Below are 23,161 nucleotides of genomic sequence, written 5' to 3'. Positions count from 1 at the left end.
CACCATGACCGAACCGAACCGCGCCCAGGCCCAGACCAAGGCCGCCGCCGCCGACACCCCCGCCGTCGACGAAAACAAGATCATCGCGGAGCGGCGCGAGAAACTGGGTGCGCTGCGCCAGCAAGGCGTGGCCTTCCCCAACGATTTCCGCCCCACCCACCAGGCCGCCGCGCTGCAGGCGCAGTACGCCGACACCGAGCAGGCCACGCTCGAGGCCGCGCCGGTCGAGGTCGCCATCGCCGGGCGCATGATGCTCAAGCGCGTGATGGGCAAGGCCAGCTTTGCCACGGTGCAGGACGGCAGCGGGCAGATCCAGTTCTACATCACCCGCGACAAGGTCGGCGAAGAGGTCTACGCGGCCTTCAAGCACTGGGACCTGGGCGACATCATCAGCGCCCGCGGCGAGCTGTTCCGCACCAACAAGGGCGAGCTGTCGGTGCAGGTGCGCGAGCTGCGCCTGCTGTCCAAGTCGCTGCGCCCGCTGCCGGACAAGTTCCACGGCCTGGCCGACCAGGAAATGAAGTACCGCCAGCGCTATGTCGACCTGATCGTGTCGCCGGAGACGCGCAACACCTTCCGCGCGCGCACCAACGCAATCTCGTCGCTGCGCCGCCATATGGCCGACGCCGGCTTCATGGAAGTGGAAACGCCGATGCTGCACCCGATCCCGGGCGGCGCCGCGGCCAAGCCCTTCATCACGCACCACAACGCGCTGGACATGCAGATGTTCCTGCGCATCGCGCCCGAGCTGTACCTGAAGCGCCTGGTCGTCGGCGGCTTCGAGCGCGTGTTCGAGATCAACCGCAACTTCCGCAACGAAGGGGTGAGCCCGCGCCACAATCCCGAGTTCACCATGATGGAGTTCTACGCGGCCTACACGGACTACCGCTGGCTGATGGACTTCACCGAGGACCTGATCCGCAAGGCCGCGATCGACGCGCGCGGCAGCGCCGTGCTGACCTACCAGGAGCGCGAGCTGGACCTGTCCAAGCCGTTCCACCGCCTGACCATCTGCCAGGCGATCCAGAAGTTCGCGCCGCAGTACACCGACGCGCAACTGGCCGATGCCGAGTTCCTGCGCACCGAGCTGAAGAAGTTCGGCGTCAACACCAGCGCGCCGCAATTCCTCAACGCCGGGCTGGGCACGCTGCAGCTGGTGCTGTTCGAGGAAACCGCCGAGAGCCAGCTGTGGGAGCCGACGTTTATCGTCGATTACCCGGTCGAGGTCTCGCCGCTGGCGCGCGCCTCGGATACCGTGCCGGGCATCACCGAGCGCTTCGAGCTGTTCATCACCGGCCGCGAGATCGCCAACGGGTTCTCGGAACTGAACGATGCCGAGGACCAGGCCGACCGCTTCCGCAAGCAGGTCGAGCAGAAAGACGCCGGCGACGAGGAAGCGATGTACTTCGACGCCGACTACATCCGCGCGCTGGAATACGGCATGCCCCCGACGGGCGGCTGCGGTATCGGCATCGACCGCCTGGTGATGCTGCTGACGGACAGCCCGAATATCCGCGACGTGATCCTGTTCCCGCACCTGCGCCGGGAAGACTGAGCCGACGGCACGGCAAACCCATGGCCTGATCAACGCCGTCGGTTTGCTCCCTTCTCCCGCAAGCGGGAGTGGGACAGCAGAACCCTGGTGTGCAGGTGGGGCCGCGCGTGCATAGGGAGAATGGCGCGCTCGTCACGGGATAGGGCCTCGCCCAAGACCGGCACGCCTAGTGTGCCGTTACAACAAGGCCGGCTTGTCGCCGGCCTTTCTCATGGCTGCTTTGCTATGATCCTGGTGCGCCCCATGGACCGGAGTCCATACCATGCAGCCCGCCCCCCGCAGTATCCGCAGGATCTGGCAACGGCTTCTCCCACTGGCCGGCGGATTGCTGCTGGCCCTGCTGCCGCCCGCGGCGCAGGGGCAGGAATTGCTTCTGCTCGGCGGCCTGCAGTCGACGGAGTCCCCCGGCGAGCGCAGCTACGGCTACGCCTACGCTTACCAGCACAACCTGGGCGAGAACTGGTACGCGACCTTCACCTACCTGAATGAAGGCCATGTCACGAACCATCACCGCGACGGCCACAGCGTCCAGCTGTGGTGGCGCTACCTGGCCCTGGACCGCAGGCTGACGCTGGCCGTCGGCGCCGGTCCTTACCGCTATTTCGATACCACCGACCAGCGCTCGGACGGCACCTACGACAACCAGCACGGCTGGGGTGCGTTGCTGAGCGCCGCGGCAACCTGGTACGTGGACGGCGGTCCCTGGATGCTGCAGGCGCGCTACAACCGCGCGCAGACGCCATCGAGCATCAAGACCAACACGCTGCTGGTGGGCGTCGGCTACCAACTCGATCGCGGTGACCGCGGCGGGCCGGTGGTGCCACCTCCTGGCCGGGCCGGCAATGTCACGCAAAATGAGCTGACGGTGTTTCTTGGCGAAACCATCGTCAACAGCTTCGATTCACAGACCTCTTTCGCCAAGGCGGTGGAATACCGGCGCGGGCTCTGGCGCTACGTGGACGGCACGGTCAGCTACATCAACGAGGGCGAGAATGCGGCGCTGCGCCGCAACGGCGTGGCCGCGCAGGCGTGGCTCACGCGCGCGTTCTTCCACGACAAGCTGACACTGGGGGTCGGAGCGGGGCCGTACTATGCAGTCGACCTGAGCCAGAAAGGCCTGGGCGCGGCCAGCCCGCCGTCGCGCTGGTCGGGCCTGATGTCGATATCCGCCAGCTACCGCCTCGGCGACCACTGGCTGACGCGGCTGACCTGGAACCGCACCGTGACCGGCTACGACCGCGATACCGACGTGATCCTGGCGGGCGTCGGCTACCGCTTCTAAGCAAACAGGCCGGCAAAGCCGGCCTGTTCGAGCACTTTCCAGTCTCATTGGGATTCTTCGATCCAGGCGGCCTGGATCGCCTCCAGGATCTTCTCGCCGGAGCGCTCAGGCACATCGGCGAAACCATCCAGCTCCAGCACCCAGCGCCGCAGGTCGGTGAATCGCACCGACATGGGATCCACATCGGGATACTTGTCGTACAGGGCTGCCGCGATGTCGTAGGTATCGGTCCACTTCATGGTGGTTATTCTCCGCTGAGGTCTGCCGGGCCGCTCAGTGGCCTTCCTTGGCGTGGTTGATGGTGTACTTCGGGATCTCGATGGTCAGGTCTTCCTGATCGACGATGGCCTGGCACGACAGGCGCGAGTTCGGCTCCAGCCCCCAGGCTTTGTCGAGCAGGTCTTCTTCCTTCTCCTCGGCCTCGTTGAGCGAATTGAAGCCCTCGCGCACGATCACGTGGCAAGTGGTGCAGGCGCACGATTTCTCGCACGCATGCTCGATCTCGATGCCGTGCGAGAGCAGCGCGTCGCAGACGCTGACGCCTTTCTCGGCTTCGATCACTGTCCCTTCCGGGCAGTATTCAACGTGGGGCAAAACAACGATCTGTGGCATGTGGTGTCCTGATGTCTGTATGTCGGTGCGGGCCCGGTGATCAGCCCAGCTCCTGCACCTTGCGCCCGGCCAGCGCGCTCCTGATCGAGCGGTCCATGCGACGGGCAGCGAATTCGTCGGTACCGTGCGACAGCTTCTCCACCGCGGCGTGGATAGCGTGATGGTCCTCGCCGGCGGCGATCTCGCGCACCGATGCCATCAGCGCCTCGACCGCGCTGCGCTCATCCGCCGACAACAGCTCGCCGTCGGTTTCCAGCGCGCGCTGCGTGGCCTCGACGAGGCGGTCGGCTTCGACGCGCTCTTCGGCCAGCGCGCGGCTCTTCATGTCGTGCTCGGCTTCGCGGAAGCTGTCCTGCAGCATGCGCGCGATATCGTCGTCGGCCAGGCCGTAGGACGGCTTGACCGTGACCGAGGCTTCCACGCCCGAATGCGTTTCGCGCGCGGTCACCGACAGCAGGCCGTCGGCGTCGACCTGGTAAGTCACGCGAATGCGCGCGGCGCCGGCCACCATCGGCGGGATGCCGCGCAGCTCGAAGCGCGCCAGCGAGCGGCAGTCGCTGGCCAGCTCGCGCTCGCCCTGCAGCACGTGGATCGCCATCGCGGTCTGGCCATCCTTGAAGGTGGTGAACTCCTGCGCGCGCGCCACCGGGATGGTGCTATTGCGCGGGATGATCTTCTCGACCAGGCCGCCCATGGTCTCGACGCCCAGCGACAGCGGGATCACGTCGAGCAGCAGCCAGTCTTCGCCCGGCGCATGGTTGCCGGCCAGCAGGTTGGCCTGCATCGCGGCGCCCAGCGCCACCACGCGGTCGGGGTCGAGGTTGGTCAGCGGGGTCTGGCCGAAGAAATCGCCCACCGCCTTGCGGATCGACGGCATGCGCGTGGCGCCGCCGACCAGCACCACGCCCTTGACGTCGTCGGGCGTCACGCCGGCATCGCGCAGCGCCTTGCGCACCGGCGCCAGGGTCTTCTGCACCAGGTGCGCGGTGATCTGGTCGAAGGTCTGGTCGGTCAGCGTCAGGTGCACGATCTCGCCGGAGTCCAGCACGGCGTCGATCACCGTGCTGTCCGCTTCCGACAGCGCTTCCTTGGCGGCGCGCGCGCGCACCATCAGCAGGCGCATGTCCTGCGCCGACAGCGGCTGCAGGCTGGCCTGCTCGACGATCCAGCACAGCAGGCGCTGGTCGAAGTCATCGCCGCCCAGGGCCGAGTCGCCGCCGGTAGCCAGCACCTCGAACACGCCCTGCGTCAGCTTGAGCACCGAGATATCGAAAGTGCCGCCGCCCAGGTCATAGACCGCGTAGATGCCTTCCGAGGCGTTGTCAAGGCCGTAGGCAATGGCCGCGGCGGTGGGCTCGTTGAGCAGGCGCAGCACTTCCAGGCCGGCCAGGCGCGCGGCGTCCTTGGTCGCCTGGCGCTGGGCTTCGTCAAAATAAGCCGGCACCGTGATGACGGCGCCGACCAGGTCGTCGCCGAGGCTGTCTTCGGCGCGCTGGCGCAGCGTGGCCAGGATCTCGGCCGAGATCTCGACCGGGCTCTTCACGCCTGCCGCGGTCTTGATCTGCACCATGCCGGGCGCATCGACGAAGTCGTACGGGCTGTGCTCGATGTTGGCGACGTCGCGCAGGCCGCGGCCCATGAAGCGCTTGACCGAGACAATGGTGTTCTTGGGGTCGCGCACCGCTTCTTCCTGGGCCCGGTAGCCGATCTGTGCGGTACGGTCCGGCAGGTAGCGCACCACCGACGGCAGCAGCGCGCGGCCGCGCTCGTCAGCCAGCACTTCGGGAATGCTGCTGCGCACCGCGGCCACCAGCGAGTTGGTGGTGCCGAGGTCGATGCCGACGGCCAGGCGGCGTTGGTGGGGCGCCGGCGACATGCCGGGTTCGGAAATCTGGAGCAGTGCCATGGTAATTCTTCGCGGTCTTGTACGGCAGGGAAACCGCCATGCGGGGGCATGGGGGCGGTTTTTGCGCCGGGCGCCATTGTGTCATGGCCCCGGCGGTCTTGCCGGTCAGTCTTCCAGCCGGTCGATGGCCTCGCTGGTATCGTGCTCGATCTTCTCGATAAACATCAGTTGCCGCACCGCGCCGCCGGCCGCGTCGTTGTCGCCGGCATCGAGCAGCGCGCCGAGCGCCGCATGGCGCTCGCGCTTTTCCTGGCGCAGCTCGCGCAGCAACGCGTCGAGCCGGTCGACTGCGCGCGCTTGCACCGCGTCCTGCAGTGCCTCGCGCCATTCCATCTGCTGCATCAGGAACGCCGGCGACATGGCGGTGTTGTTCTCCGCCTGCACGTCGACGCCACGCAGCTTCAGCAGGTAGGTCGCGCGCCGCAGCGGCTGGCGCAGCGTGCGATAGGCTTCATTGGCATGCGCGGCCCACTGCATCGCCACCCGGCGCTCGGCATCGCCCGCGCTGGCGAAGCGGTCCGGATGCGCCTGCGACTGTACGGTCCGATAGGCCGCGTCCAGCGCGGCCTCGTCGACGCCGTACTGCACCGGCAGGCCGAACAGCGCAAAAAAATCGTCTTTCAACTGCTTCCCCAAGAAAAAAGAGCGGCCGCGCCGCCCTTCGTCCGTGCTGCCATCGCTACCGTGCGGGCTGGCTGGCCCACTCGGCCGGCGGCTCGTTGCGGTCGCACTTCAGGCAATTCACCCGCGTGCCAATCATGGCGGCGCGGCCGGCCTCGCTCTGCGTCCATGGCCGCGACTGCCAGGGCGGGTCGTGGCGCACATGCTGGCCATGGCCGCAGTCGAGCTCGGCCACCCAGTGGCCTTCCTCGTCCCGGCGGAAGCCGACGATGCTGCGCTCCACCGGACCGGCCCGCGTCAGCCTGCGTCAGACCGTGAACGACTCGCCGCAGCCGCACTCGTCCTTGACGTTGGGATTGTTGAAGCGGAACCCTTCATTCAACCCTTCGCGCGCGTAGTCGAGTTCGGTGCCGTCGATATACGGCAGGCTCTTGGCGTCGACGATGACCTTGATGCCGTGCGATTCGAACACCTGGTCTTCCGCCAGCAGTTCGTCGACGTATTCCAGCTTGTAGGCCAGGCCCGAGCAGCCGGTGGTCTTCACGCCCAGGCGCAGGCCCACGCCCTTGCCGCGGCGTTCCAGGTAGCGCGCCACATGCTTGGCGGCCTTCTCGGTCATGGTGATCATCGTTGCGTTCCTTCGTCGATGCCGTGGTCAGTGCGCAGGATCAGGCGGCCTTCTGCTCGGCGCCGTGCTTCTTCTTGTAGTCTTCGACGGCGGCCTTGATCGCGTCTTCGGCCAGGATCGAGCAGTGGATCTTCACCGGCGGCAGTGCCAGTTCCTCGGCGATCTGGGTGTTCTTGATCTCCAGCGCCTGGTCCACGGTCTTGCCCTTGACCCACTCGGTCACCAGCGACGACGAAGCGATGGCCGAGCCGCAGCCATAGGTCTTGAACTTGGCGTCTTCGATCACGCCAGCCTCGTTGACCTTGATCTGCAGCTTCATCACGTCGCCGCAAGCCGGGGCGCCGACCATGCCGGTGCCGACCGCGTCGTCGCTCTTGTCGAACGAACCGACGTTGCGGGGGTTTTCATAGTGGTCGAGAACCTTCGTGCTGTATGACATTTGGCTTACCTCTTGCGTAGCTTTCGGGGGTCTTGCTGTTGTTTTGGCTGGATCCGGCAGGGGCTTAGTGCGCGGCCCACTGGATCGAATTCAGGTCGACGCCGTCCTTGAACATTTCCCACAGCGGCGACAGGTCGCGCAGCTTGCCGATCTTGCCCTTGAGCAGTTCGACGGTGTAGTCGATCTCCTGCTCGGTGGTGAAGCGGCCGACCGTGAAGCGGATCGAGCTGTGCGCCAGTTCATCGTTGCGGCCCAGCGCGCGCAGCACGTACGACGGCTCCAGCGAGGCCGAGGTGCAGGCCGAGCCGGACGATACCGCCACGTCCTTGATCGCCATGATCAGCGACTCGCCTTCGACGAAGTTGAAGCTGACGTTCAGGTTGTGCGGCACGCGCTGTTCCAGGTCGCCGTTCAGGTAGACCTCTTCCATGGTCGAGAGGCCGTTCCACAGGCGGTCGCGCAGCATGCGGATGCGCTCGTTCTCGGTCGCCATCTCTTCGCGGGCAATGCGGAAGGCTTCGCCCATGCCGACGATCTGGTGCGGGGCCAGCGTGCCCGAACGCATGCCGCGCTCATGGCCGCCGCCGTGCATCTGCGCCTCGATGCGCACGCGCGGCTTGCGGCGCACGTACAGCGCGCCGATGCCCTTGGGGCCATAGGTCTTGTGGGCCGAGAACGACATCAGGTCGCACTTCAGCTTGTTCAGGTCGATCACCACCTTGCCGGTCGCCTGCGCGGCGTCGCAATGGAAGATGATGCCCTTCTCGCGGCAGATCTCGCCGATCTGCTCGACGTCCTGGATCACACCGATCTCGTTGTTGACCAGCATCACCGACACCAGGATGGTGTCCGGGCGCAGCGCCTGCTTGAACACATCCATGTCGAGCAGGCCGTTGTCCTTCACGTCCAGGTAGGTGACTTCAAAGCCCTGGCGCTCCAGTTCGCGCGTGGTGTCGAGCACGGCCTTGTGCTCGGTCTTCACGGTGATGATGTGCTTGCCCTTGCCCGAATAGAAGTTCGCGGCGCCCTTGATCGCCAGGTTGTCCGATTCGGTCGCCCCCGAGGTCCACACGATCTCGCGCGGGTCAGCGCCGACCAGTGCCGCCACCTGCTCGCGCGCCTCTTCCACCGCGCGCTCCGCTTCCCAGCCGTACGCATGGCTGCGCGAGGCGGGATTGCCGAACTGCTCGCGCAGGTACGGAATCATCTTGTCCGCCACGCGCGGGTCCACCGGCGTGGTGGCCGAGTAATCCATGTAGATGGGGAAATGTGGGGTGCTCATCGTTATGACTGCCTTGTAAGGGACCGCTGATCTGTCTTGCTGTCTTGCCCGTACGCTCAGGATTGCGCCAGGCTGAAAACTGAATTCACCATTCTGGCCCGGACCGGCTTTTCCTGCTTGTCGGCCTTGCCGCGCGCGGCGGCGACCGGCTGCGCGGCGTCTTCGCGCATGTCGTGCAGCACGGCGGGCTGGCGCTCGCGCTGCTGGTCCACCAGGTTCTTGAGGGAAACGGAGTCCAGGTACTCGACCATCTTCTGGTTCAGCGTGGCCCACAGTTCGTGGGTCATGCAGCGCCCGGAGCCGTCATCTCCGTTACAATTGCCCTTGCCGCCGCACTGGGTGGCATCCAGCGGCTCGTCCACGGCAATGATGATGTCCGCCACGGTGACGTCCTCGGCCTTGCGCGCCAGGCTGTAGCCACCGCCCGGGCCGCGCACGCTCTCGACGATCTCATGCCGGCGCAGCTTGCCGAACAGCTGCTCCAGGTACGACAGCGAGATCTTCTGCCGCTGGCTGATGCCGGCAAGCGTGACCGGCCCCTGGTCCTGGCGCATGGCCAGGTCGATCATCGCAGTGACCGCGAAGCGGCCTTTGGTGGTCAGTCTCATGGTGCAGGGCTGTGGGTGAAGCGTGGGGGTGAAGCTAATACTTGATCGTTTCCGTCAAGTATAAAGGTACCCGACTAATTCAGTCAACTACCCCTGCCGCACCGCACCACCCCGCGCTCAGGCCTGGCGCCCGCCCGCAGCCGCCTGCGGCGGTGCCGCGCGCGGCGGCACCAGCAGCGACAGCGGCTGTTTCAGGATGCGCCGCCGCACGGCCGCGCTCAGCTCGGCGCGATCGACACGCCGCAAATTGCGTGACCGCAGCGCCATATTGAACGCGAGCGCGAAGCTGACCGCCACGTTGAGCATGCCCATCAGCGCGATCCCAGCGAACGCCAGCCACAGCGCCGGCATGCGCAGCGCGTCCCACCCCAGCACGCCCATCGCTGCGCCGACCGACCCGGTCGACAGCGTCACATGGCGCACTTCCATATGGGGGCCGAAAAAGCTGAGGATCTCGGGCCCCAGGCCCAGCAGCAAACCCAGCGACACGTTGGCAACGATGCCCGAGAGGTTGCGTTTCCAGAAGTCCGCCACGCGCGTGGCGCCGCGCGCGCCCAGCACATATTGCAGGCGGCGGTGGTAGGCCATCACGTCGTGCACGCGGTGCAGCGCGAACCAGTTGTCGGCCCAGCCCGCGAACAGGCTGGACAGCCACAACAGCACGCCGGTGAAGGCAGCGTAGAGCGGCGTCGGGCCCAGGATCGAGAATGATTCGATGGTGGCAATGGCCTTGGCCGGCGTGATCAGGTTGGTCCCCAGCACCCTGTGCGCCAGCCACTGGACGCCCAGCGCCACCGGGAACACCACCGCCAGGTTGCCGACAATGGCCGCCGCATTGGAGCGGATCATGGCGACGGTATCGTCGACGAAGATCTCGCGCCCTTCCGGCCGCCCGGCGCCATCGAGCCGGTGCGCCAGCGCGGGCCCGGTCATGGCCGGCTGCTTGGTCGCCAGCGTGAAATGCGCAAAGTGGATGGCCAGGAAGCTGCCGGCGTAGTTGAGCGAGGCCAGCAGGCCTTCACTGAACTTGTCCAGGTGCAGCCCGTAGATCAGGAATTTCAGGTACACCGTGACCACCGAGACCAGGCCACCGCCCGCCGCGGCGCGCACCAGCTCGGCATATTCCCGGCGGTCGCGCGTAATGTAGTGCTCGCCGGTCTCGGCCGAGCGCTCCACCACCTTGCGCGCCAGTTGCGCGAACGAGGTCCCGGCCAGATGCGCAATGCTGCGCCGGGCCTGCGTCGAGCGGATCAGCTCGGCCACCAGGTGCGCCGGCATGCCGGGTCGGCCGGGCTCGACCCACGCCGCCAGCAGCAGCTCGATGCGGCTGAGCTGCACCTTCATGCGCTCGATCTGGAATACCACTTCGACCGACACGCCGTTTTCCTCCAGGTCTTCGTACACGTGGCGGGCGGCGGCGTGGCAGCCATCCAGCAGTCCGCGGAAATAGTTAAGGCGGTGCCCGAAGCTGTGGTGGTCGCGGCGCAGGCCTTCCTCGCGCAGCGCCTGGACGGCCTCGTCCAGGCGAAAGAAGGGCGTGTCCTCGACCCGCCCCGCCAGCCGCGAGCGGATCGCCTGACTCAGGCCGGTGGCGCGCACCTGGCTGACCAGCACCGCGATGCTGGTGGCCAGGGTCTGGCCCAGCGTCTCGCGCTGGCGCGCCAGCCCCGTCGTCGCGCCATCGGCGTGGCCAGCGTCCAGCACGTGTGCCAGCCGCGCCATCAGCGCATCGTCGATGGCCTCGACCCAGTCGGCATCGCCGTCGCCGACGAACACCAGCGCAAACAGCGCGGCCATGTCGCTGCGGTTCGGCGGCGGCGGCAGGAAGCGACTCTGCAGCCGGCTCACCATCTCGCTGACGAAGCCGGGATGCTGCGCCACGCCGGTATCGCAGAACAGGCCAGTGGGGTCGTTCTCGCGCACCAGGCTGCGCACCGTCTGCGCAAAGCGCGCGGCCCAGTCCGGATGCCGCTCCAGCACCTGCAGCAGGTAGCGCAGGCGCACCAGTTCCGGATGGCGGCGCGGCGCGCCGTCTTCCTGGCTGTCGGCATCGGCGCCGAGGCCGCCGTCGCGCCGGATCCAGAAGGCCAGTTCGATCAGCCAGCCGTTGCGCTCGGCCAGCGGTGCCTGCGGATCGGCCGCGGCCAGGATGGCGTCGAGCTGCAGGCTGGCATTGCGCGACTCGCGCCACTTGCGGAATAGTTTGCGAAGCATGGATTCTCGTCGGGGTCGGGCCGCCGGCCGCGGGCGCATGACGCGCGGCGGGGCCAGGGAAGACTGTGCAGCGGGCCGGATCAGCCGGCCGGAGGCTGCAGGCGCTGGCGCAGTTCGGCGACCAGGCCGTCGCAGGCATCTTCGATGTAGTCGAGCACGCGTTCGAAGCCATCGCCTTCGCCGTAATACGGGTCCGGGACCTCGTCGGCGTGGTGGCGGGTGGCGAAGCTCATCAACAGCCGTACCTTGTCACCGGCATCCGGGCGCAGCCGCAGCAGGCCGGCGAGATTCTCGCGATCCATCGCCAGGATCAGGTCAAAGCGGTCGAAGTCCGGCACGCCCACCTTGCGCGCGCGCAGCGCGGACAGGTCATAGCCGCGCTGCAGGGCATGGTGCTGGGTGCGGGGATCGGGGGCGCGGCCGAGGTGGTATTCATGCGTGCCGGCCGAATCCAGCTCCACCAGCGGCGCCAGCCCCGCGGCGGCCAGCTTGGCGCGCAGCACGCCCTCCGCCGTGGGGGAACGGCAAATATTCCCCATGCAACACATCAGGATGGCGTATGGCTTCATCGGATCAAGGCTTGGCAAGGTGGCATGGCAGGCGCGATTCTACCTGCGGCGCCTTTCCGCCCCCTTCTTGCCGCCGCTCGCGGCGCTAGGCGAGCTGCTTGGCCAGCCGCTCGCCATGCGCAAACCCGGCCACTTGCGCCGCCTCGGCCGACTTGTAGTGGTCGGTGATGCGCGAGGCATCGGTCAGCGTGCCGGCGGCCCGGATGTTGGTGCCAGGACGGCAGACGCGCACGGTGTACGACCATTCGCTCTGCGAACGCTGCCTGACCTGCACTTGCACTTCGTGGGTTTCATAGACCTTCTTCTTCCATTCGCCGATGTCGGTCATTGTGGTTCTCCACGGGAAATGGGGATGCCCGGCTGGCGGGCTAGCTGACCTCGCCCGCGTCGATTGCGCGCATGGCGCCGGCCTCCGCCAGGGCAATGGCAGCTTCCGGGGTGGGCGCGTCGCCGGCAATCGCTTCAAAGCTTGGGCCGGTCGGCTCGCCGAACGCGTCGGCGATGCGCATCTGCGCGGCAAAGCCGCCGGCGGCATTCGGGACCGCGGTGACCACCACCGCGTAGCCGCCGTATTCGAACTGGCGTTCCATCGTGACTCCTTCGCGGCGATCTTGCACCTTTGCCCTGCGCCGCCGAGGATTTCACTATAGGCGAAGCGCGCCAGGCGTTGCGGCGTATCAGGCAGGTGGCAGCGCGCCCTCGCCGCTGGCGCCGAACACCTGCGCCTTGAGCTTGGCCAACTGGTCGCGCACCTGCGCGGCCTGTTCGAACTCGAGGTTGCGCGCATGGTCGAGCATGAGCTTTTCCAGCCGCTTGATCTCCTTGGACACCTGCTTTTCGCTCATCTCCTCATAGCGGGCCTGCTCCTGCGCGGCCTGCAACTCGGCCCTGGCGTCGCTGACGTTGTAGACGCCGTCGATAATGTCCTTGATGCGCTTGACCACGCCGCGCGGCGTGATGCCGTTGGCTTCGTTGAAGGCAATCTGCTTGGCGCGGCGGCGCTCGGTTTCGCCGATGGCCTTCTTCATCGAGTCGGTCATGCGGTCCGCGTACAGGATGGCGGTGCCGTTGACATTGCGCGCGGCGCGGCCGATGGTCTGAATCAGCGAGCGCTCGGCGCGCAGGAAGCCTTCCTTGTCCGCATCGAGGATCGCCACCAGCGACACCTCCGGAATATCCAGCCCCTCGCGCAGCAGGTTAATGCCCACCAGCACGTCGAAGGTGCCCAGGCGCAGGTCGCGGATGATCTCGACGCGCTCTACGGTGTCGATATCCGAGTGCAGGTAGCGCACCTTGACGCCGTTTTCGGACAGGAACTCGGTCAGCTGCTCGGCCATGCGCTTGGTCAGCGTGGTCACCAGCACGCGCTCGCCAGCCTCGACGCGGGCATGGATTTCGGACAGCAGGTCGTCGACCTGCGTGGTCGCCGGGCGCACCATGATGATCGGATCGACCAGGCCGGTGGGACGCACCACCTGCTCCACCACCTGCCCGGCATGCTCCTGCTCGAACTGCGCCGGCGTGGCCGAGACAAACATGACCTGGCGCATCTTGCGCTCGAACTCGTCGAACTTGAGCGGCCGGTTGTCCAGCGCCGACGGCAGCCGGAAGCCGTACTCGACCAGCGTGGTCTTGCGCGCGCGGTCGCCGTTGTACATGCCGTTGAGCTGGCCGATCAGTACGTGCGACTCGTCCAGGAACATCAGCGCGTCGGGTGGCAGGTAGTCGACCAGCGTTGGCGGCGGGTCGCCGGGGCGCGCGCCGGAGAGGTGGCGCGAATAGTTCTCGATGCCCTTGCAGAAGCCCAGCTCGGACAGCATCTCGAGGTCGAAGCGGGTGCGCTGCTCGAGCCGCTGCGCCTCCACCAGCCGGTTTTCCTTATGGAAGAACTCCAGCCGTTCGCGCAATTCGGCCTTGATCGCCTCGATCGCGCGCAGCACGGTCTCGCGCGGGGTCACGTAGTGACTCGACGGGTAAACCGTGAAGCGCGGGATCTTTTGCCGCACCCGCCCCGTCAGCGGATCGAAGAACTGCAGCGACTCGACTTCATCGTCAAACATTTCCAGTCGCACCGCCATCTCGGCATGCTCGGCGGGAAAGATATCGATGGTGTCGCCGCGCACGCGGAAAGTGCCGCGCTGGAAGTCTGTCTCGTTGCGGGTGTACTGCATCGCGATCAGGCGCGCGATCACGTCGCGCTGGCTGATCTTGTCGCCGGCCCGCAGCGTCAGGATCATCTGGTGGTATTCGGTCGGGTTGCCGATACCGTAGATGGCCGACACGGTCGCCACGATGATGGTGTCGCGGCGCTCGAGCAGGCTCTTGGTCGCCGACAGCCGCATCTGCTCGATATGCTCGTTGATCGACGAGTCCTTCTCGATAAACAGGTCGCGCTGCGGGACGTAGGCCTCGGGCTGGTAGTAGTCGTAATAGCTGACGAAGTACTCGACGGCATTGCGCGGGAAGAACTCGCGGAATTCCGCGTAGAGCTGCGCCGCCAGTGTCTTGTTGGGCGCGAACACGATGGCCGGCCGCCCCATGCGGGCGATCACGTTGGCCATGGTGAAGGTCTTGCCCGAACCCGTGACGCCCAGCAAGGTCTGGAACGACAGGCCGTCTTCCACGCCCTCCACCAGTTGCCGGATCGCCTCCGGCTGGTCGCCGGCGGGCGGGAACGGCTGGTACAGCTGGAACGGAGAACCGGGAAATGTGACGAATTTGTCTTCGTCCAGGGCCGGCGCGGCTTCGGCAAGGTTCGTCATAGGGGCGTGACTAGGGAAATACCTGAGGAAAACGGGCGGATTACGCTAGAATCTTGGGGCTGTCAGCCCCCGCTTCAAGCCAAGAAGAGCGCGGCCGGGCCTGCCAGCCTCCAGCGCAGTTCGGAGCATTCTACGCCTTCCGTTTTTCACATAGCCGACCACGAGATTCCAAATGAGTTTGTTTTCTGCCGTCGAGATGGCCCCGCGCGACCCGATCCTGGGCCTCAACGAAGCCTTCAATGCCGACACCCGCGCGACCAAGGTCAACCTGGGCGTTGGCGTGTACTTCACCGACGAAGGGAAAATCCCGCTGCTGCGCGCCGTCCAGGAGGCAGAAAAATCCCGGCTGACCACGGCCACCCCGCGCGGCTACCTGCCGATCGAAGGCATCGCGGCCTACGACCAGGCGGTGCAGACGCTGCTGTTCGGCAAGGAATCGCCGCTGATTACGGAAGGCCGCGTGGTGACGGCGCAGGCACTTGGCGGCACCGGCGCGCTGAAAATCGGCGCCGATTTCCTCAAGCGCCTGTACCCGGACGCCAAGGTCGCCATCAGCGACCCGAGCTGGGAAAACCACCGCGCCCTGTTTGAATCCGCCGGCTTCCCGGTGGTCAACTACGCCTACTACGACGCACCCAGCCATGGCCTGAACTTCGCCGGCATGGTGGACTCGCTGAAGTCGTTTGCGCCCAATACCATTGTCGTGCTGCACGCTTGCTGCCATAACCCGACCGGCGTGGATCTGTCCCCGGAGCAGTGGAAGCAGGTAGTGGAACTGGTCAAGGAACGCAACCTGATCCCGTTCCTGGACATGGCCTACCAGGGCTTTGCCGACGGCATCGACGCCGATGGCGCCGCGGTGCGCCTGTTCGCGGATTCCGGCCTGCCGTTCTTCGTGTCGAGCTCGTTCTCGAAGAGCTTCTCGCTGTACGGCGAGCGCGTCGGCGCGCTGTCGATCGTCACCACCAGCAAGGAAGAAGCGCAGCGCGTGATGTCGCAGGTCAAGCGCGTGATCCGCACCAACTATTCCAACCCGCCGACCCACGGCGGCACCGTGGTCGCGACCGTGCTGAACAGCCCGGAACTGCGCGCCATGTGGGAAGAAGAACTGGCCGAAATGCGCGACCGCATCAAGCTGATGCGCCACGCGCTGGTGGACAAGCTGGCCGCCAAGGGCGTGCCGGGCGACTTCTCCTTCGTCAAGGCGCAGCGCGGCATGTTCTCGTACTCGGGCCTGACCTCGGCCCAGGTGGACCGCCTGCGCAACGAGCACGGCATCTACGCCGTCGGCACCGGCCGCATCTGCGTGGCCGCGCTGAACAGCCGCAACATCGATGCGGTGGTCGACGCGATCGCAGCCGTGATGTAACGCCAACGGTTGCCGTGCCGCAACAGCCGGCAACTGGCGCGGGCATCACAATGCCATAGCAAAAAAGCGGCTTCGGCCGCTTTTTGCATTTGTTTGCGATGTTGTAGGACGTTGTCACCGAAAAATCAGGCCTATGCCTTATTGTGTTCCGCGCATACCGAAGTACTTTAAGGTATATGCTGCAAAGCAAGATCGTCAGCACGGTCGTTCGATTCAGGCATAATCGGCGCCACACGATTCAAGGTGTATTGTCAGTACATTGTTACTTGGTGGTACGCATCCTCAGTAAGACCAGGCAAAAAACGGCATGCTCTATCAACTGCATGAGTTCCAGCGCTCGATCCTGCACCCGCTGACCGCGTGGGCCCAGGCGACCGCCAAGACCTTCACCAACCCCCTCAGCCCGATGTCGCTGGTACCTGGCGCGCCCCGCCTCGCCGCCGGCTACGAACTGCTGTACCGGCTCGGCAAGGAATACGAAAAACCGGCGTTCGACATCAAGTCGGTGCGCTCCAACGGGCGCGACATCCCCATCGTCGAGCAGACCGTGCTGGAAAAGCCGTTCTGCAAGCTGCTGCGCTTCAAGCGCTATGCCGACGACCCCGAGACCATCAAGCTGCTCAAGGACGAGCCCGTGGTGCTGGTGGCCGCGCCGCTGTCGGGCCACCATGCCACGCTGCTGCGCGACACGGTGCGCACGCTGCTGCAGGACCACAAGGTCTACGTCACCGACTGGATCGACGCGCGCATGGTGCCGGTCGAGGAAGGCGCCTTCCACCTGTCTGACTACATCTACTACATCCAGGAATTCATCCGCCATATCGGCGCCGAGAACCTGCATGTGATCTCGGTGTGCCAGCCCACGGTACCGGTGCTGGCCGCGATCTCGCTGATGGCGTCGGCCGGCGAAAAGACCCCACGCACCATGACCATGATGGGCGGCCCGATCGATGCGCGCAAAAGCCCGACCGCGGTCAACTCGCTGGCGACCAACAAGTCCTACGAGTGGTTCGAGAACAACGTCATCTACACCGTGCCGGCCAACTACCCCGGCCACGGCCGCCGCGTCTACCCGGGCTTCCTGCAGCATGCCGGCTTCGTCGCGATGAACCCGGACCGGCACCTGTCGTCGCACTATGACTACTACCTGAGCCTGGTCGAGGGCGATGCCGACGACGCCGAGGCCCACGTGCGTTTCTACGACGAATACAACGCGGTGCTCGACATGGCCGCCGAGTACTACCTGGATACCATCCGCGAGGTGTTCCAGGAATTCCGCCTGGCCAACGGCACCTGGGCCATCGACGGCAAGCCGGTGCGCCCACAGGACATCAAGAGCACGGCGCTGATGACCATCGAAGGCGAGCTGGACGATATCTCCGGCGCGGGCCAGACCGCCGCGGCGCACGACCTGTGCGCCGGCATCCCGAAAAACCGCAAGCAGCACCTGAACGCCGAGCGTTGCGGCCACTACGGGATCTTCTCGGGACGCCGCTGGCGCGACGACATCTACCCGCAGCTGCGCGACTTCATCCGCAAGTACCACGACGTTCCGGTGGCCGCGGCCAGCAAGTAACGAAAAACGCCCGCGCATGCGGGCGTTTCTGTCTGGCGCGCGCTGTCGGGGCTCAGGGCTTCTTCAGGTAGCTCAGCAGCATCTCGGTGTGCAGTTCGGCAAAGCGCTCATGCTCCTGCTGCGACGCCACGTCGCGGCCGATCACGGCGCTGATGGTGTAGCGGTTCGACAGCACGTAGTAGCCCAGCGCAGAAATCGTCAGGTAGAACTGCGGCACGTCAATCTGGTCGCGGAACAGTCCCTGCTGCTGGCCGCGCCGGATCACGTCGGCGAGCACGTCGACCACCGGGTTGATCAGCTGCTGCAGCTGGGCGGATTTCTTCAGGTGACGCGCTTCGTGCAGGTTCTCGCTGTTGACGAGGCGGATGAACTCGGGGTGCTCGTAGTACCAGTCCCAGACAAAGCGGGCCAGCGCGCGCACCCCCGCGACCGGGTCTTCGTCGACCAGGTGCAATTGCTCTTCGGCGGCGCGAAAGTTTGCGTATTGCTTCTCAAGCACCGCCAGGAACAGCCCTTCCTTGCTGCCGTAGTAGTAATACAGCATGCGCTCGTTGGTTTCCGCGCGCCGGGCGATCTGGTCGACGCGGGCGCCGGCCAGCCCCCCCTTGGCGAATTCCTCGGTGGCCGCAGCGAGGATGCGTCGGCGCGTCCCTTCCGGGTCGCGTTTGGTCTTGGGCTCTGTTGACATGGGGTCTGGTGGATCGTTGCGCGGATTATGGCACAGGCCGGAATGCGGCAATCCGGCCGCGCGACGCGCATCATCGCCGTTTCTGTCCGCCGGCGAAATCGGGGATAATCCTTGCGGCGCGAAAACCGCAGGGGTCCGCAGAGACTCCGGGTGCCGCAGGGGTCGCCAGCACATTGTCCGCCCCGATCGGGCCGCCGTTATGTCGCCAACCGCTCACAGCGCCGCGTAAATCTCTTGCTCGCGCCGTGCTGGTGATGAATCTGACCCTGCTCTAGTCCGTTCTTGTCCCCTGAATTGCTGTCCGTTGTCGTGAATCCCGCCGCCAAGTCCCTTGCCGACCGTATCGAAGCGCTGCTGCCGCAGACCCAGTGCACCAAGTGCGGCTTCAGCGGATGCCGCCCTTATGCCGAAGCCATGGCCAGCGGCGAGGCCGCCTGCAACCGTTGTCCGCCCGGCGGCGCGCAGGGCATCGTGCGCCTGGCCGCGCTGCTGGGCACCGAACCGCTGCCGCTCGATCCGGAGCGCGGCACCGAGCAGCCGCGCGCCGTCGCCCGCATCGACGAGAGCCTGTGCATCGGCTGCACGCTGTGCATTCAGGCCTGCCCCGTGGACGCCATCGCCGGCGCCGCCAAGCAGATGCATACCGTGATCCCGGACCTGTGCACCGGTTGCGATCTCTGCGTGGCGCCCTGCCCGGTCGATTGCATCGACATGGTCCCGGTGACGGGCGCGCGTACCGGCTGGGAGGCGTGGTCGCAGGCGCAGGCCGATGCCGCGCACGCCCGCTACCTGGCGCGCAATGCGCGGCTGGCGCGCGAGCGTGAGGAGAACGACGCGCGCCTCGCCGCCAAGGCCGCCGCCAAGCTCGCCGCGGTGCAGGCCGAAGCGCCGCAGACCGATGCCGAGCGTGCCGCGCAGGAACGCAAGCGCGCCATCATCCAGGCCGCGATCGAACGCGCCCGGCAGAAGCAGCAGGCCGCGCAGCCGCGCAATACCGAAAACGTCCCGGCCGCGGTGCAGGCCCAGATCGACGCCGCCGAAGCGCGGCGCGCGCGCATGGGGCTGACGCCACAGCAGGTCGATCCCGACGCCGCTCAGGACCCGGCCATCGACCAGAAACCAGAACCATGAACGCCGCCAAGTGCCGTGCCATCTTCGAGACGCTGCGCGAAGTCAATCCGGCCCCGACCACGGAACTGGAATACAGCTCGCCGTTCGAGTTGCTGATCGCCGTGCTGCTGTCGGCGCAGGCCACCGACGTCGGCGTGAACAAGGCCACGCGCCGCTTGTTCCCGATTGCGCATACCCCGCAGCAGATGCTGGACCTGGGCGAAGCCGGGCTGAGCGAATACATCAAGACCATCGGCTTGTACAAGACCAAGGCGCGGCATGTGATCGAGGCCTGCCGCATCCTGGTCGAACGCCATGGCGGCAAGGTGCCGGCAGAGCGCGAGGCGCTCGAAGCGCTGCCCGGCGTGGGCCGCAAGACCGCCAACGTGGTGCTCAACACGGCGTTCGGCCAGCCCACCATCGCGGTCGACACGCATATCTTCCGCGTCTCGAATCGCACCGGGCTGGCACCTGGCAAGAACGTGGACGTCGTCGAGCAGAAGCTGCTCAAGTGCGTGCCGCACGAATTCCTGCACGACGCGCATCACTGGCTGATCCTGCACGGCCGCTACGTGTGCAAGGCGCGCAAGCCGGAATGCTGGCATTGCGCCATCGAACCGCTGTGCGAGTTCAGGGAGAAAACCCCGGCGCCGCAGCTGTAGCAGCTGCCGTTTCGGGCGCCTGCGCCAGCACCATCGCCAGCTGCAGCGCGGTGCGCGCCACCACTTCCACATCAGGCGTATAGCCGTGGCGGATCCAGCGCACGGCGAGGTGAACCACGCCTCCCGCCACGCCCGCCGTCAGCAGCGGGTCACGCTCGCGCCCCGGCGGCAGCAGCGCTTGCGCCAGCAGCGCGCCGAATTCGTCCAGCGAGTCGGCCAGCGCGCCGTCGACCAGCTTGCTGACCCCGCGGATCTCTACCAGGAACACGCGCGCCGAGCGCGGTTCGCGCTGCAGCGCGCCGAAATAGGCCCGCAGCATGGCCAGCGCCTGTTGCGGGCCGCCCTTGCCGGCCCCCTCGCCCGCCATCATGAGGGTGTGCAGCAACCGGTGCGTGACCGTTTGAAACGAGGCCAGCAGCAAGGCCTCGCTGTTGGCGAATGACTCGTAGAAATAACGTTCGGTCAGGCCCGCGGCCTCGCACACGGCCTTGACGGTGGCGTTCTGGTAACCGCGCTCGCCGTAGACCTGCACGGCCGCGGCGATCAGCTGGGCGCGGCGCTGGGCACGGCGCTCTTCGGCGTCGGCGCCGCGGTAGCGGCGCGCGGGGGTCAGCTCGGGTGTCATGCGCGCCATTATGGCATTCCCTAGGGTCCGAAAACTCGCAGAAAACTTGCCGGATCGCTTCTGACAATCTATGTTGTCAGAAGTGACATTCGTCCGGATGCCCCCAATGCGCGACGCCAGTACCGATGACGCAGTTCTCGATGTCCTGATCGTGGGCGCCGGCCTGTCCGGCATCGGTGCCGCGCGCCAGCTGCAAAGGCGCTGCCCGGGCAAGCGCTACGCCATCCTCGAGGCGCGCGACGCCATCGGCGGCACCTGGGACCTGTTCCGCTACCCGGGCATCCGCTCGGATTCGGACATGTACACGCTGGGCTACCGCTTCAAGCCCTGGCGCGGCGCCAAGGCCATCGCCGACGGGCCGTCGATCCGCGCCTATATCCGCGAGACCGCCGAAGAAGCCGGCATCATGCGCCATATCCGCTTCGGCCACCGCGTGGTCAGCGCGGCGTGGGACAGCGCCGAAGCGTGCTGGACCATCGAAGCCGAGCGCGGCGCCGACCGTAGCCGGCTACGCCTAAGCGCACGCCTGCTCTATGTGTGCGCCGGCTATTACAGCTATGCCGAGGCCCACCGGCCCGCGTTCGACGGCGAGGACCGTTTCCGCGGCCGCATCGTGCATCCGCAGTTCTGGGACGAAGCGCTGGACTACAGCGGCAAGCGCGTGGTGGTGATCGGCAGCGGCGCCACGGCGGTCACGCTGGTGCCGGCGATGGCCAGCCGCGCGGCGCACGTGACCATGCTGCAGCGCTCGCCCACCTATATCGTGACGCGCCCCGGCGAAGACGCCATGGCCCGCACCTTGCGCCGGGTGCTGCCGGAACGGCTGGCCTACACCGTCACGCGCTGGAAGAACGTGCTGCTCGGCATGACCTTCTTCCAGCTGGCGCGGCGCCGGCCGGAACGCGTCAAGGCGCGCCTGGTCGGCATGGCGGCGGCGCAGTTGCCACCGGGCTTCGACGTGGCGACGCATTTCACGCCGCGCTACAAGCCCTGGGACCAGCGCCTGTGCCTGGTGCCCGACGGCGACCTGTTCCGCGCCCTGCGCGAGGGCCGCGCCTCGGTGGTCACCGACACCATCGCGCGCTTCACCGAAGACGGCATCGTGCTCGCCAGCGGCAAGTCGCTGGCCGCGGATATCGTGGTGATGGCCACCGGCCTGAAGCTGAACATGCTGGGCGACATTGCGCTCACGGTGGACGGCCGCCCGCGCCGCCCCGCCGAATGCCTCGCCTACAAGGGCATGATGCTCAGCGAGGTGCCCAACCTGGTGCTGGCCTTCGGCTACACCAACGCCTCGTGGACCCTCAAGGCCGACCTGACGGCCGAGTATGTCTGCCGGCTGCTGCGGCACATGGACCGCCATGGCCACCGCATCGCCGTGCCGCACGCGCCCGCAGCGATGCAGCCGACCCCCTTCCTGGACTTCACCTCGGGCTATGTGCAGCGCGCCGCCGGCGTGCTGCCGGGGCAAGGCGACCGCAAGCCGTGGCGCGTGCACCAGAACTACCTGAAAGACCTGCTGACCATCCGGCACGGCCGCATCGCCGATGGCGTACTCCAGTTCGGCGCCCCGCCTGCCGCAGCGCCGGCGCTGCGCAACCACCAGGACGCAAGCGGCGTCAATACGGCCGTGTCCGCCAGCGAGGTGCAGCCATGACTGCCCTGCTCATCACCCTGGGCCTGCCGATGGCGCTGACGCTGCTGTCCGGCGCCGCGCTGTGGCTGTACACGTGGCGTACCGCGCGGCGCATCGAAGCCGCCATGCCGCCGCCCGGCCGCTTTGTCGACGTGCCGGGCGCGCGGCTGCATGTGGTGGAGCGCGGGCAAGGTCCGGCGCTGCTGCTGGTGCATGGCCTGTCGGGCCAGCTCGAAAACTTTGGCTACGGCATGATCGCGCCGCTGGCCGAGCACTTCCGCGTCATCGCCGTGGACCGCCCCGGCGCGGGCCATTCCACGCGCACGCCCGGCAGCGCTGCCGACCTGCCCGCGCAGGCCGACGCGCTGGCCGCGCTGTGCGACCAGCTGAGCCTGGAACGGCCGCTGGTGGTGGGCCATTCGCTGGGCGGCGCGATTGCGCTGGCGCTGGCGATCCGCCATCCGGAGCGCGTCGGCGGCCTGGCGCTGATCGCGCCGCTGACCCATCCGCCCCAGGCGATCTCGCCGGTGTTCAGGGCCATGACCGTGCCGCGCGCATGGCAGCGCCGGCTGATGGCCTGGACCCTGGTGGTGCCGATGTCGATCCGGCACCGCGCCGAGGTCATGGATCTCGTGTTCGGCCCCGATCCGGTCCCGGACGATTTCCCGACCCGCGGCGGCGGGCTGCTGGCCTTGCGCCCGCGCCACTTCCTGGCGGCGTCTGAAGACCTGATCGGCGCCGCGCAGAGCTTGCCAGCCCTGCTGCGCGACTATGGCACGTTGCGCGTGCCCGTCAGTGTGCTGTACGGCCGCGACGACCGCATCCTGAACTTCGCCGAGCACGGCGAAGCGCTGGTGGCCAAGGTGCCGGGCGCCACGCTGACCCTGGTCAACGGCGGGCATATGCTGCCGGTGACCGCCATCGCCGCCAGCGTCGATTTCGTGCGCGAGGCTGCGGCGCGGATGCAGGTGTCCGCGCCGCGTCCGGCACAGTTTGCCTGATCCCGGGAGACCGCCC

The 23,161-nt window shown here is 66.9% G+C and carries 24 protein-coding genes; 8 read left to right on the top strand and 16 right to left on the bottom strand.

The annotated features are described in order from the left end of the window. Window positions 1-4 precede the first annotated feature (4 nt). On the top strand, window positions 5-1,555 hold the full coding sequence (gene lysS / locus ACOCMH_RS21980; RefSeq protein ID WP_427312990.1) for a lysine--tRNA ligase: 1,551 nt from the start codon (window positions 5-7) through the stop codon (window positions 1,553-1,555). Between the two features lie 262 nt (window positions 1,556-1,817). Next, window positions 1,818-2,837: a hypothetical protein gene (locus ACOCMH_RS21975; protein ID WP_427312989.1), complete on the top strand. Its 1,020-nt coding sequence runs from the start codon at window positions 1,818-1,820 to the stop codon at window positions 2,835-2,837. Between the two features lie 44 nt (window positions 2,838-2,881). Here ACOCMH_RS21975 and iscX read toward each other — a convergent pair whose 3' ends face one another. The 14 genes from iscX to uvrB all read right to left on the bottom strand — a co-directional run bounded on the left by iscX (window position 2,882) and on the right by uvrB (window position 14,478). After that, window positions 2,882-3,076 (bottom strand): Fe-S cluster assembly protein IscX, encoded by a 195-nt coding sequence (gene iscX, locus ACOCMH_RS21970; protein ID WP_013956121.1) that lies wholly within the window; start codon window positions 3,074-3,076, stop codon window positions 2,882-2,884. A 34-nt stretch (window positions 3,077-3,110) separates the two neighbouring features. Further along, window positions 3,111-3,449 (bottom strand): ISC system 2Fe-2S type ferredoxin, encoded by a 339-nt coding sequence (gene fdx / locus ACOCMH_RS21965; protein WP_171517349.1) that lies wholly within the window; start codon window positions 3,447-3,449, stop codon window positions 3,111-3,113. Between the two features lie 40 nt (window positions 3,450-3,489). Continuing rightward, window positions 3,490-5,355: a Fe-S protein assembly chaperone HscA gene (gene hscA / locus ACOCMH_RS21960; protein ID WP_427312988.1), complete on the bottom strand. Its 1,866-nt coding sequence runs from the start codon at window positions 5,353-5,355 to the stop codon at window positions 3,490-3,492. Between the two features lie 105 nt (window positions 5,356-5,460). Next, on the bottom strand, window positions 5,461-5,979 hold the full coding sequence (gene hscB / locus ACOCMH_RS21955) for a Fe-S protein assembly co-chaperone HscB (RefSeq protein ID WP_427312987.1): 519 nt from the start codon (window positions 5,977-5,979) through the stop codon (window positions 5,461-5,463). A 55-nt stretch (window positions 5,980-6,034) separates the two neighbouring features. Beyond that, the gene (locus ACOCMH_RS21950; RefSeq protein ID WP_111519645.1) at window positions 6,035-6,259 is read right to left on the bottom strand and encodes a DUF3565 domain-containing protein; all 225 of its coding nucleotides are present in this window, start codon (window positions 6,257-6,259) and stop codon (window positions 6,035-6,037) included. A gap of 24 nt (window positions 6,260-6,283) precedes the next feature. Next, on the bottom strand, window positions 6,284-6,604 hold the full coding sequence (gene iscA, locus ACOCMH_RS21945; protein WP_427312986.1) for an iron-sulfur cluster assembly protein IscA: 321 nt from the start codon (window positions 6,602-6,604) through the stop codon (window positions 6,284-6,286). A gap of 40 nt (window positions 6,605-6,644) precedes the next feature. Beyond that, window positions 6,645-7,043, bottom strand: coding sequence for a Fe-S cluster assembly scaffold IscU (gene iscU / locus ACOCMH_RS21940; protein WP_427312985.1), 399 nt, complete (start codon window positions 7,041-7,043; stop codon window positions 6,645-6,647). Window positions 7,044-7,107: 64 nt separating this feature from the next. After that, window positions 7,108-8,331, bottom strand: a complete 1,224-nt coding sequence (locus ACOCMH_RS21935; protein WP_427313340.1) for an IscS subfamily cysteine desulfurase — start codon at window positions 8,329-8,331, stop codon at window positions 7,108-7,110. A gap of 50 nt (window positions 8,332-8,381) precedes the next feature. Further along, entirely contained in the window at window positions 8,382-8,933 is a 552-nt protein-coding gene (gene iscR, locus ACOCMH_RS21930) for a Fe-S cluster assembly transcriptional regulator IscR (RefSeq protein ID WP_012352431.1), read from the bottom strand. Between the two features lie 117 nt (window positions 8,934-9,050). Beyond that, window positions 9,051-11,147, bottom strand: coding sequence for a site-specific recombinase (locus ACOCMH_RS21925; protein WP_427312984.1), 2,097 nt, complete (start codon window positions 11,145-11,147; stop codon window positions 9,051-9,053). An 80-nt stretch (window positions 11,148-11,227) separates the two neighbouring features. Next, window positions 11,228-11,716, bottom strand: a complete 489-nt coding sequence (locus ACOCMH_RS21920; protein ID WP_171517356.1) for a low molecular weight protein-tyrosine-phosphatase — start codon at window positions 11,714-11,716, stop codon at window positions 11,228-11,230. Window positions 11,717-11,801: 85 nt separating this feature from the next. Next, window positions 11,802-12,044: a hypothetical protein gene (locus tag ACOCMH_RS21915; RefSeq protein ID WP_427312983.1), complete on the bottom strand. Its 243-nt coding sequence runs from the start codon at window positions 12,042-12,044 to the stop codon at window positions 11,802-11,804. A gap of 40 nt (window positions 12,045-12,084) precedes the next feature. Then, entirely contained in the window at window positions 12,085-12,306 is a 222-nt protein-coding gene (locus ACOCMH_RS21910) for a hypothetical protein (protein WP_111519641.1), read from the bottom strand. Between the two features lie 87 nt (window positions 12,307-12,393). Next, window positions 12,394-14,478, bottom strand: coding sequence for an excinuclease ABC subunit UvrB (gene uvrB, locus ACOCMH_RS21905; RefSeq protein WP_171517358.1), 2,085 nt, complete (start codon window positions 14,476-14,478; stop codon window positions 12,394-12,396). 172 nt (window positions 14,479-14,650) lie between these two features. On the opposite strand from uvrB, the gene ACOCMH_RS21900 reads away from it, so the two are divergent. Then, window positions 14,651-15,847 carry an amino acid aminotransferase gene (locus ACOCMH_RS21900; RefSeq protein ID WP_427312982.1) on the top strand — a complete coding sequence of 399 codons (1,197 nt, stop codon included), beginning with the start codon at window positions 14,651-14,653 and terminating at the stop codon, window positions 15,845-15,847. A 307-nt stretch (window positions 15,848-16,154) separates the two neighbouring features. Beyond that, the gene (locus ACOCMH_RS21895; RefSeq protein WP_427312981.1) at window positions 16,155-17,423 is read left to right on the top strand and encodes a polyhydroxyalkanoate depolymerase; all 1,269 of its coding nucleotides are present in this window, start codon (window positions 16,155-16,157) and stop codon (window positions 17,421-17,423) included. A gap of 52 nt (window positions 17,424-17,475) precedes the next feature. Here the strand turns inward: ACOCMH_RS21895 and ACOCMH_RS21890 are convergent, their stop codons facing one another. Further along, a complete protein-coding gene (locus ACOCMH_RS21890) occupies window positions 17,476-18,111 on the bottom strand; it encodes a TetR/AcrR family transcriptional regulator (protein ID WP_427312980.1) in 636 nt (211 codons plus the stop codon). 309 nt (window positions 18,112-18,420) lie between these two features. Here ACOCMH_RS21890 and rsxB point away from each other — a divergent pair, with 309 nt between their 5' ends. Continuing rightward, a complete protein-coding gene (rsxB, locus tag ACOCMH_RS21885; protein WP_427312979.1) occupies window positions 18,421-19,242 on the top strand; it encodes an electron transport complex subunit RsxB in 822 nt (273 codons plus the stop codon). After that, window positions 19,239-19,883, top strand: coding sequence for an endonuclease III (gene nth, locus ACOCMH_RS21880; RefSeq protein ID WP_171517619.1), 645 nt, complete (start codon window positions 19,239-19,241; stop codon window positions 19,881-19,883). Before rsxB ends, nth begins: the two co-directional genes overlap by 4 nt. Here nth and ACOCMH_RS21875 read toward each other — a convergent pair. Then, on the bottom strand, window positions 19,852-20,517 hold the full coding sequence (locus ACOCMH_RS21875) for a TetR/AcrR family transcriptional regulator (RefSeq protein WP_427312978.1): 666 nt from the start codon (window positions 20,515-20,517) through the stop codon (window positions 19,852-19,854). The genes nth and ACOCMH_RS21875 overlap by 32 nt on opposite strands. A 97-nt stretch (window positions 20,518-20,614) precedes the next feature. Between ACOCMH_RS21875 and ACOCMH_RS21870 the strand changes: the two genes are divergently transcribed. Beyond that, window positions 20,615-22,165, top strand: coding sequence for a flavin-containing monooxygenase (locus ACOCMH_RS21870; RefSeq protein ID WP_427312977.1), 1,551 nt, complete (start codon window positions 20,615-20,617; stop codon window positions 22,163-22,165). Beyond that, window positions 22,162-23,145, top strand: coding sequence for an alpha/beta fold hydrolase (locus ACOCMH_RS21865; RefSeq protein WP_427312976.1), 984 nt, complete (start codon window positions 22,162-22,164; stop codon window positions 23,143-23,145). The genes ACOCMH_RS21870 and ACOCMH_RS21865 overlap by 4 nt, the downstream gene beginning before the upstream one ends. The last annotated feature ends 16 nt before the right edge of the window (window positions 23,146-23,161 follow it).

The sequence above is a fragment of the Cupriavidus sp. H39 genome (assembly GCF_050271075.1).
Taxonomy (GTDB): Bacteria; Pseudomonadota; Gammaproteobacteria; order Burkholderiales; family Burkholderiaceae; genus Cupriavidus; species Cupriavidus necator_B.
The sequence above is the reverse complement of the archived record's forward strand: the minus strand, read 5'-3'. Positions and strand labels throughout refer to the sequence as shown.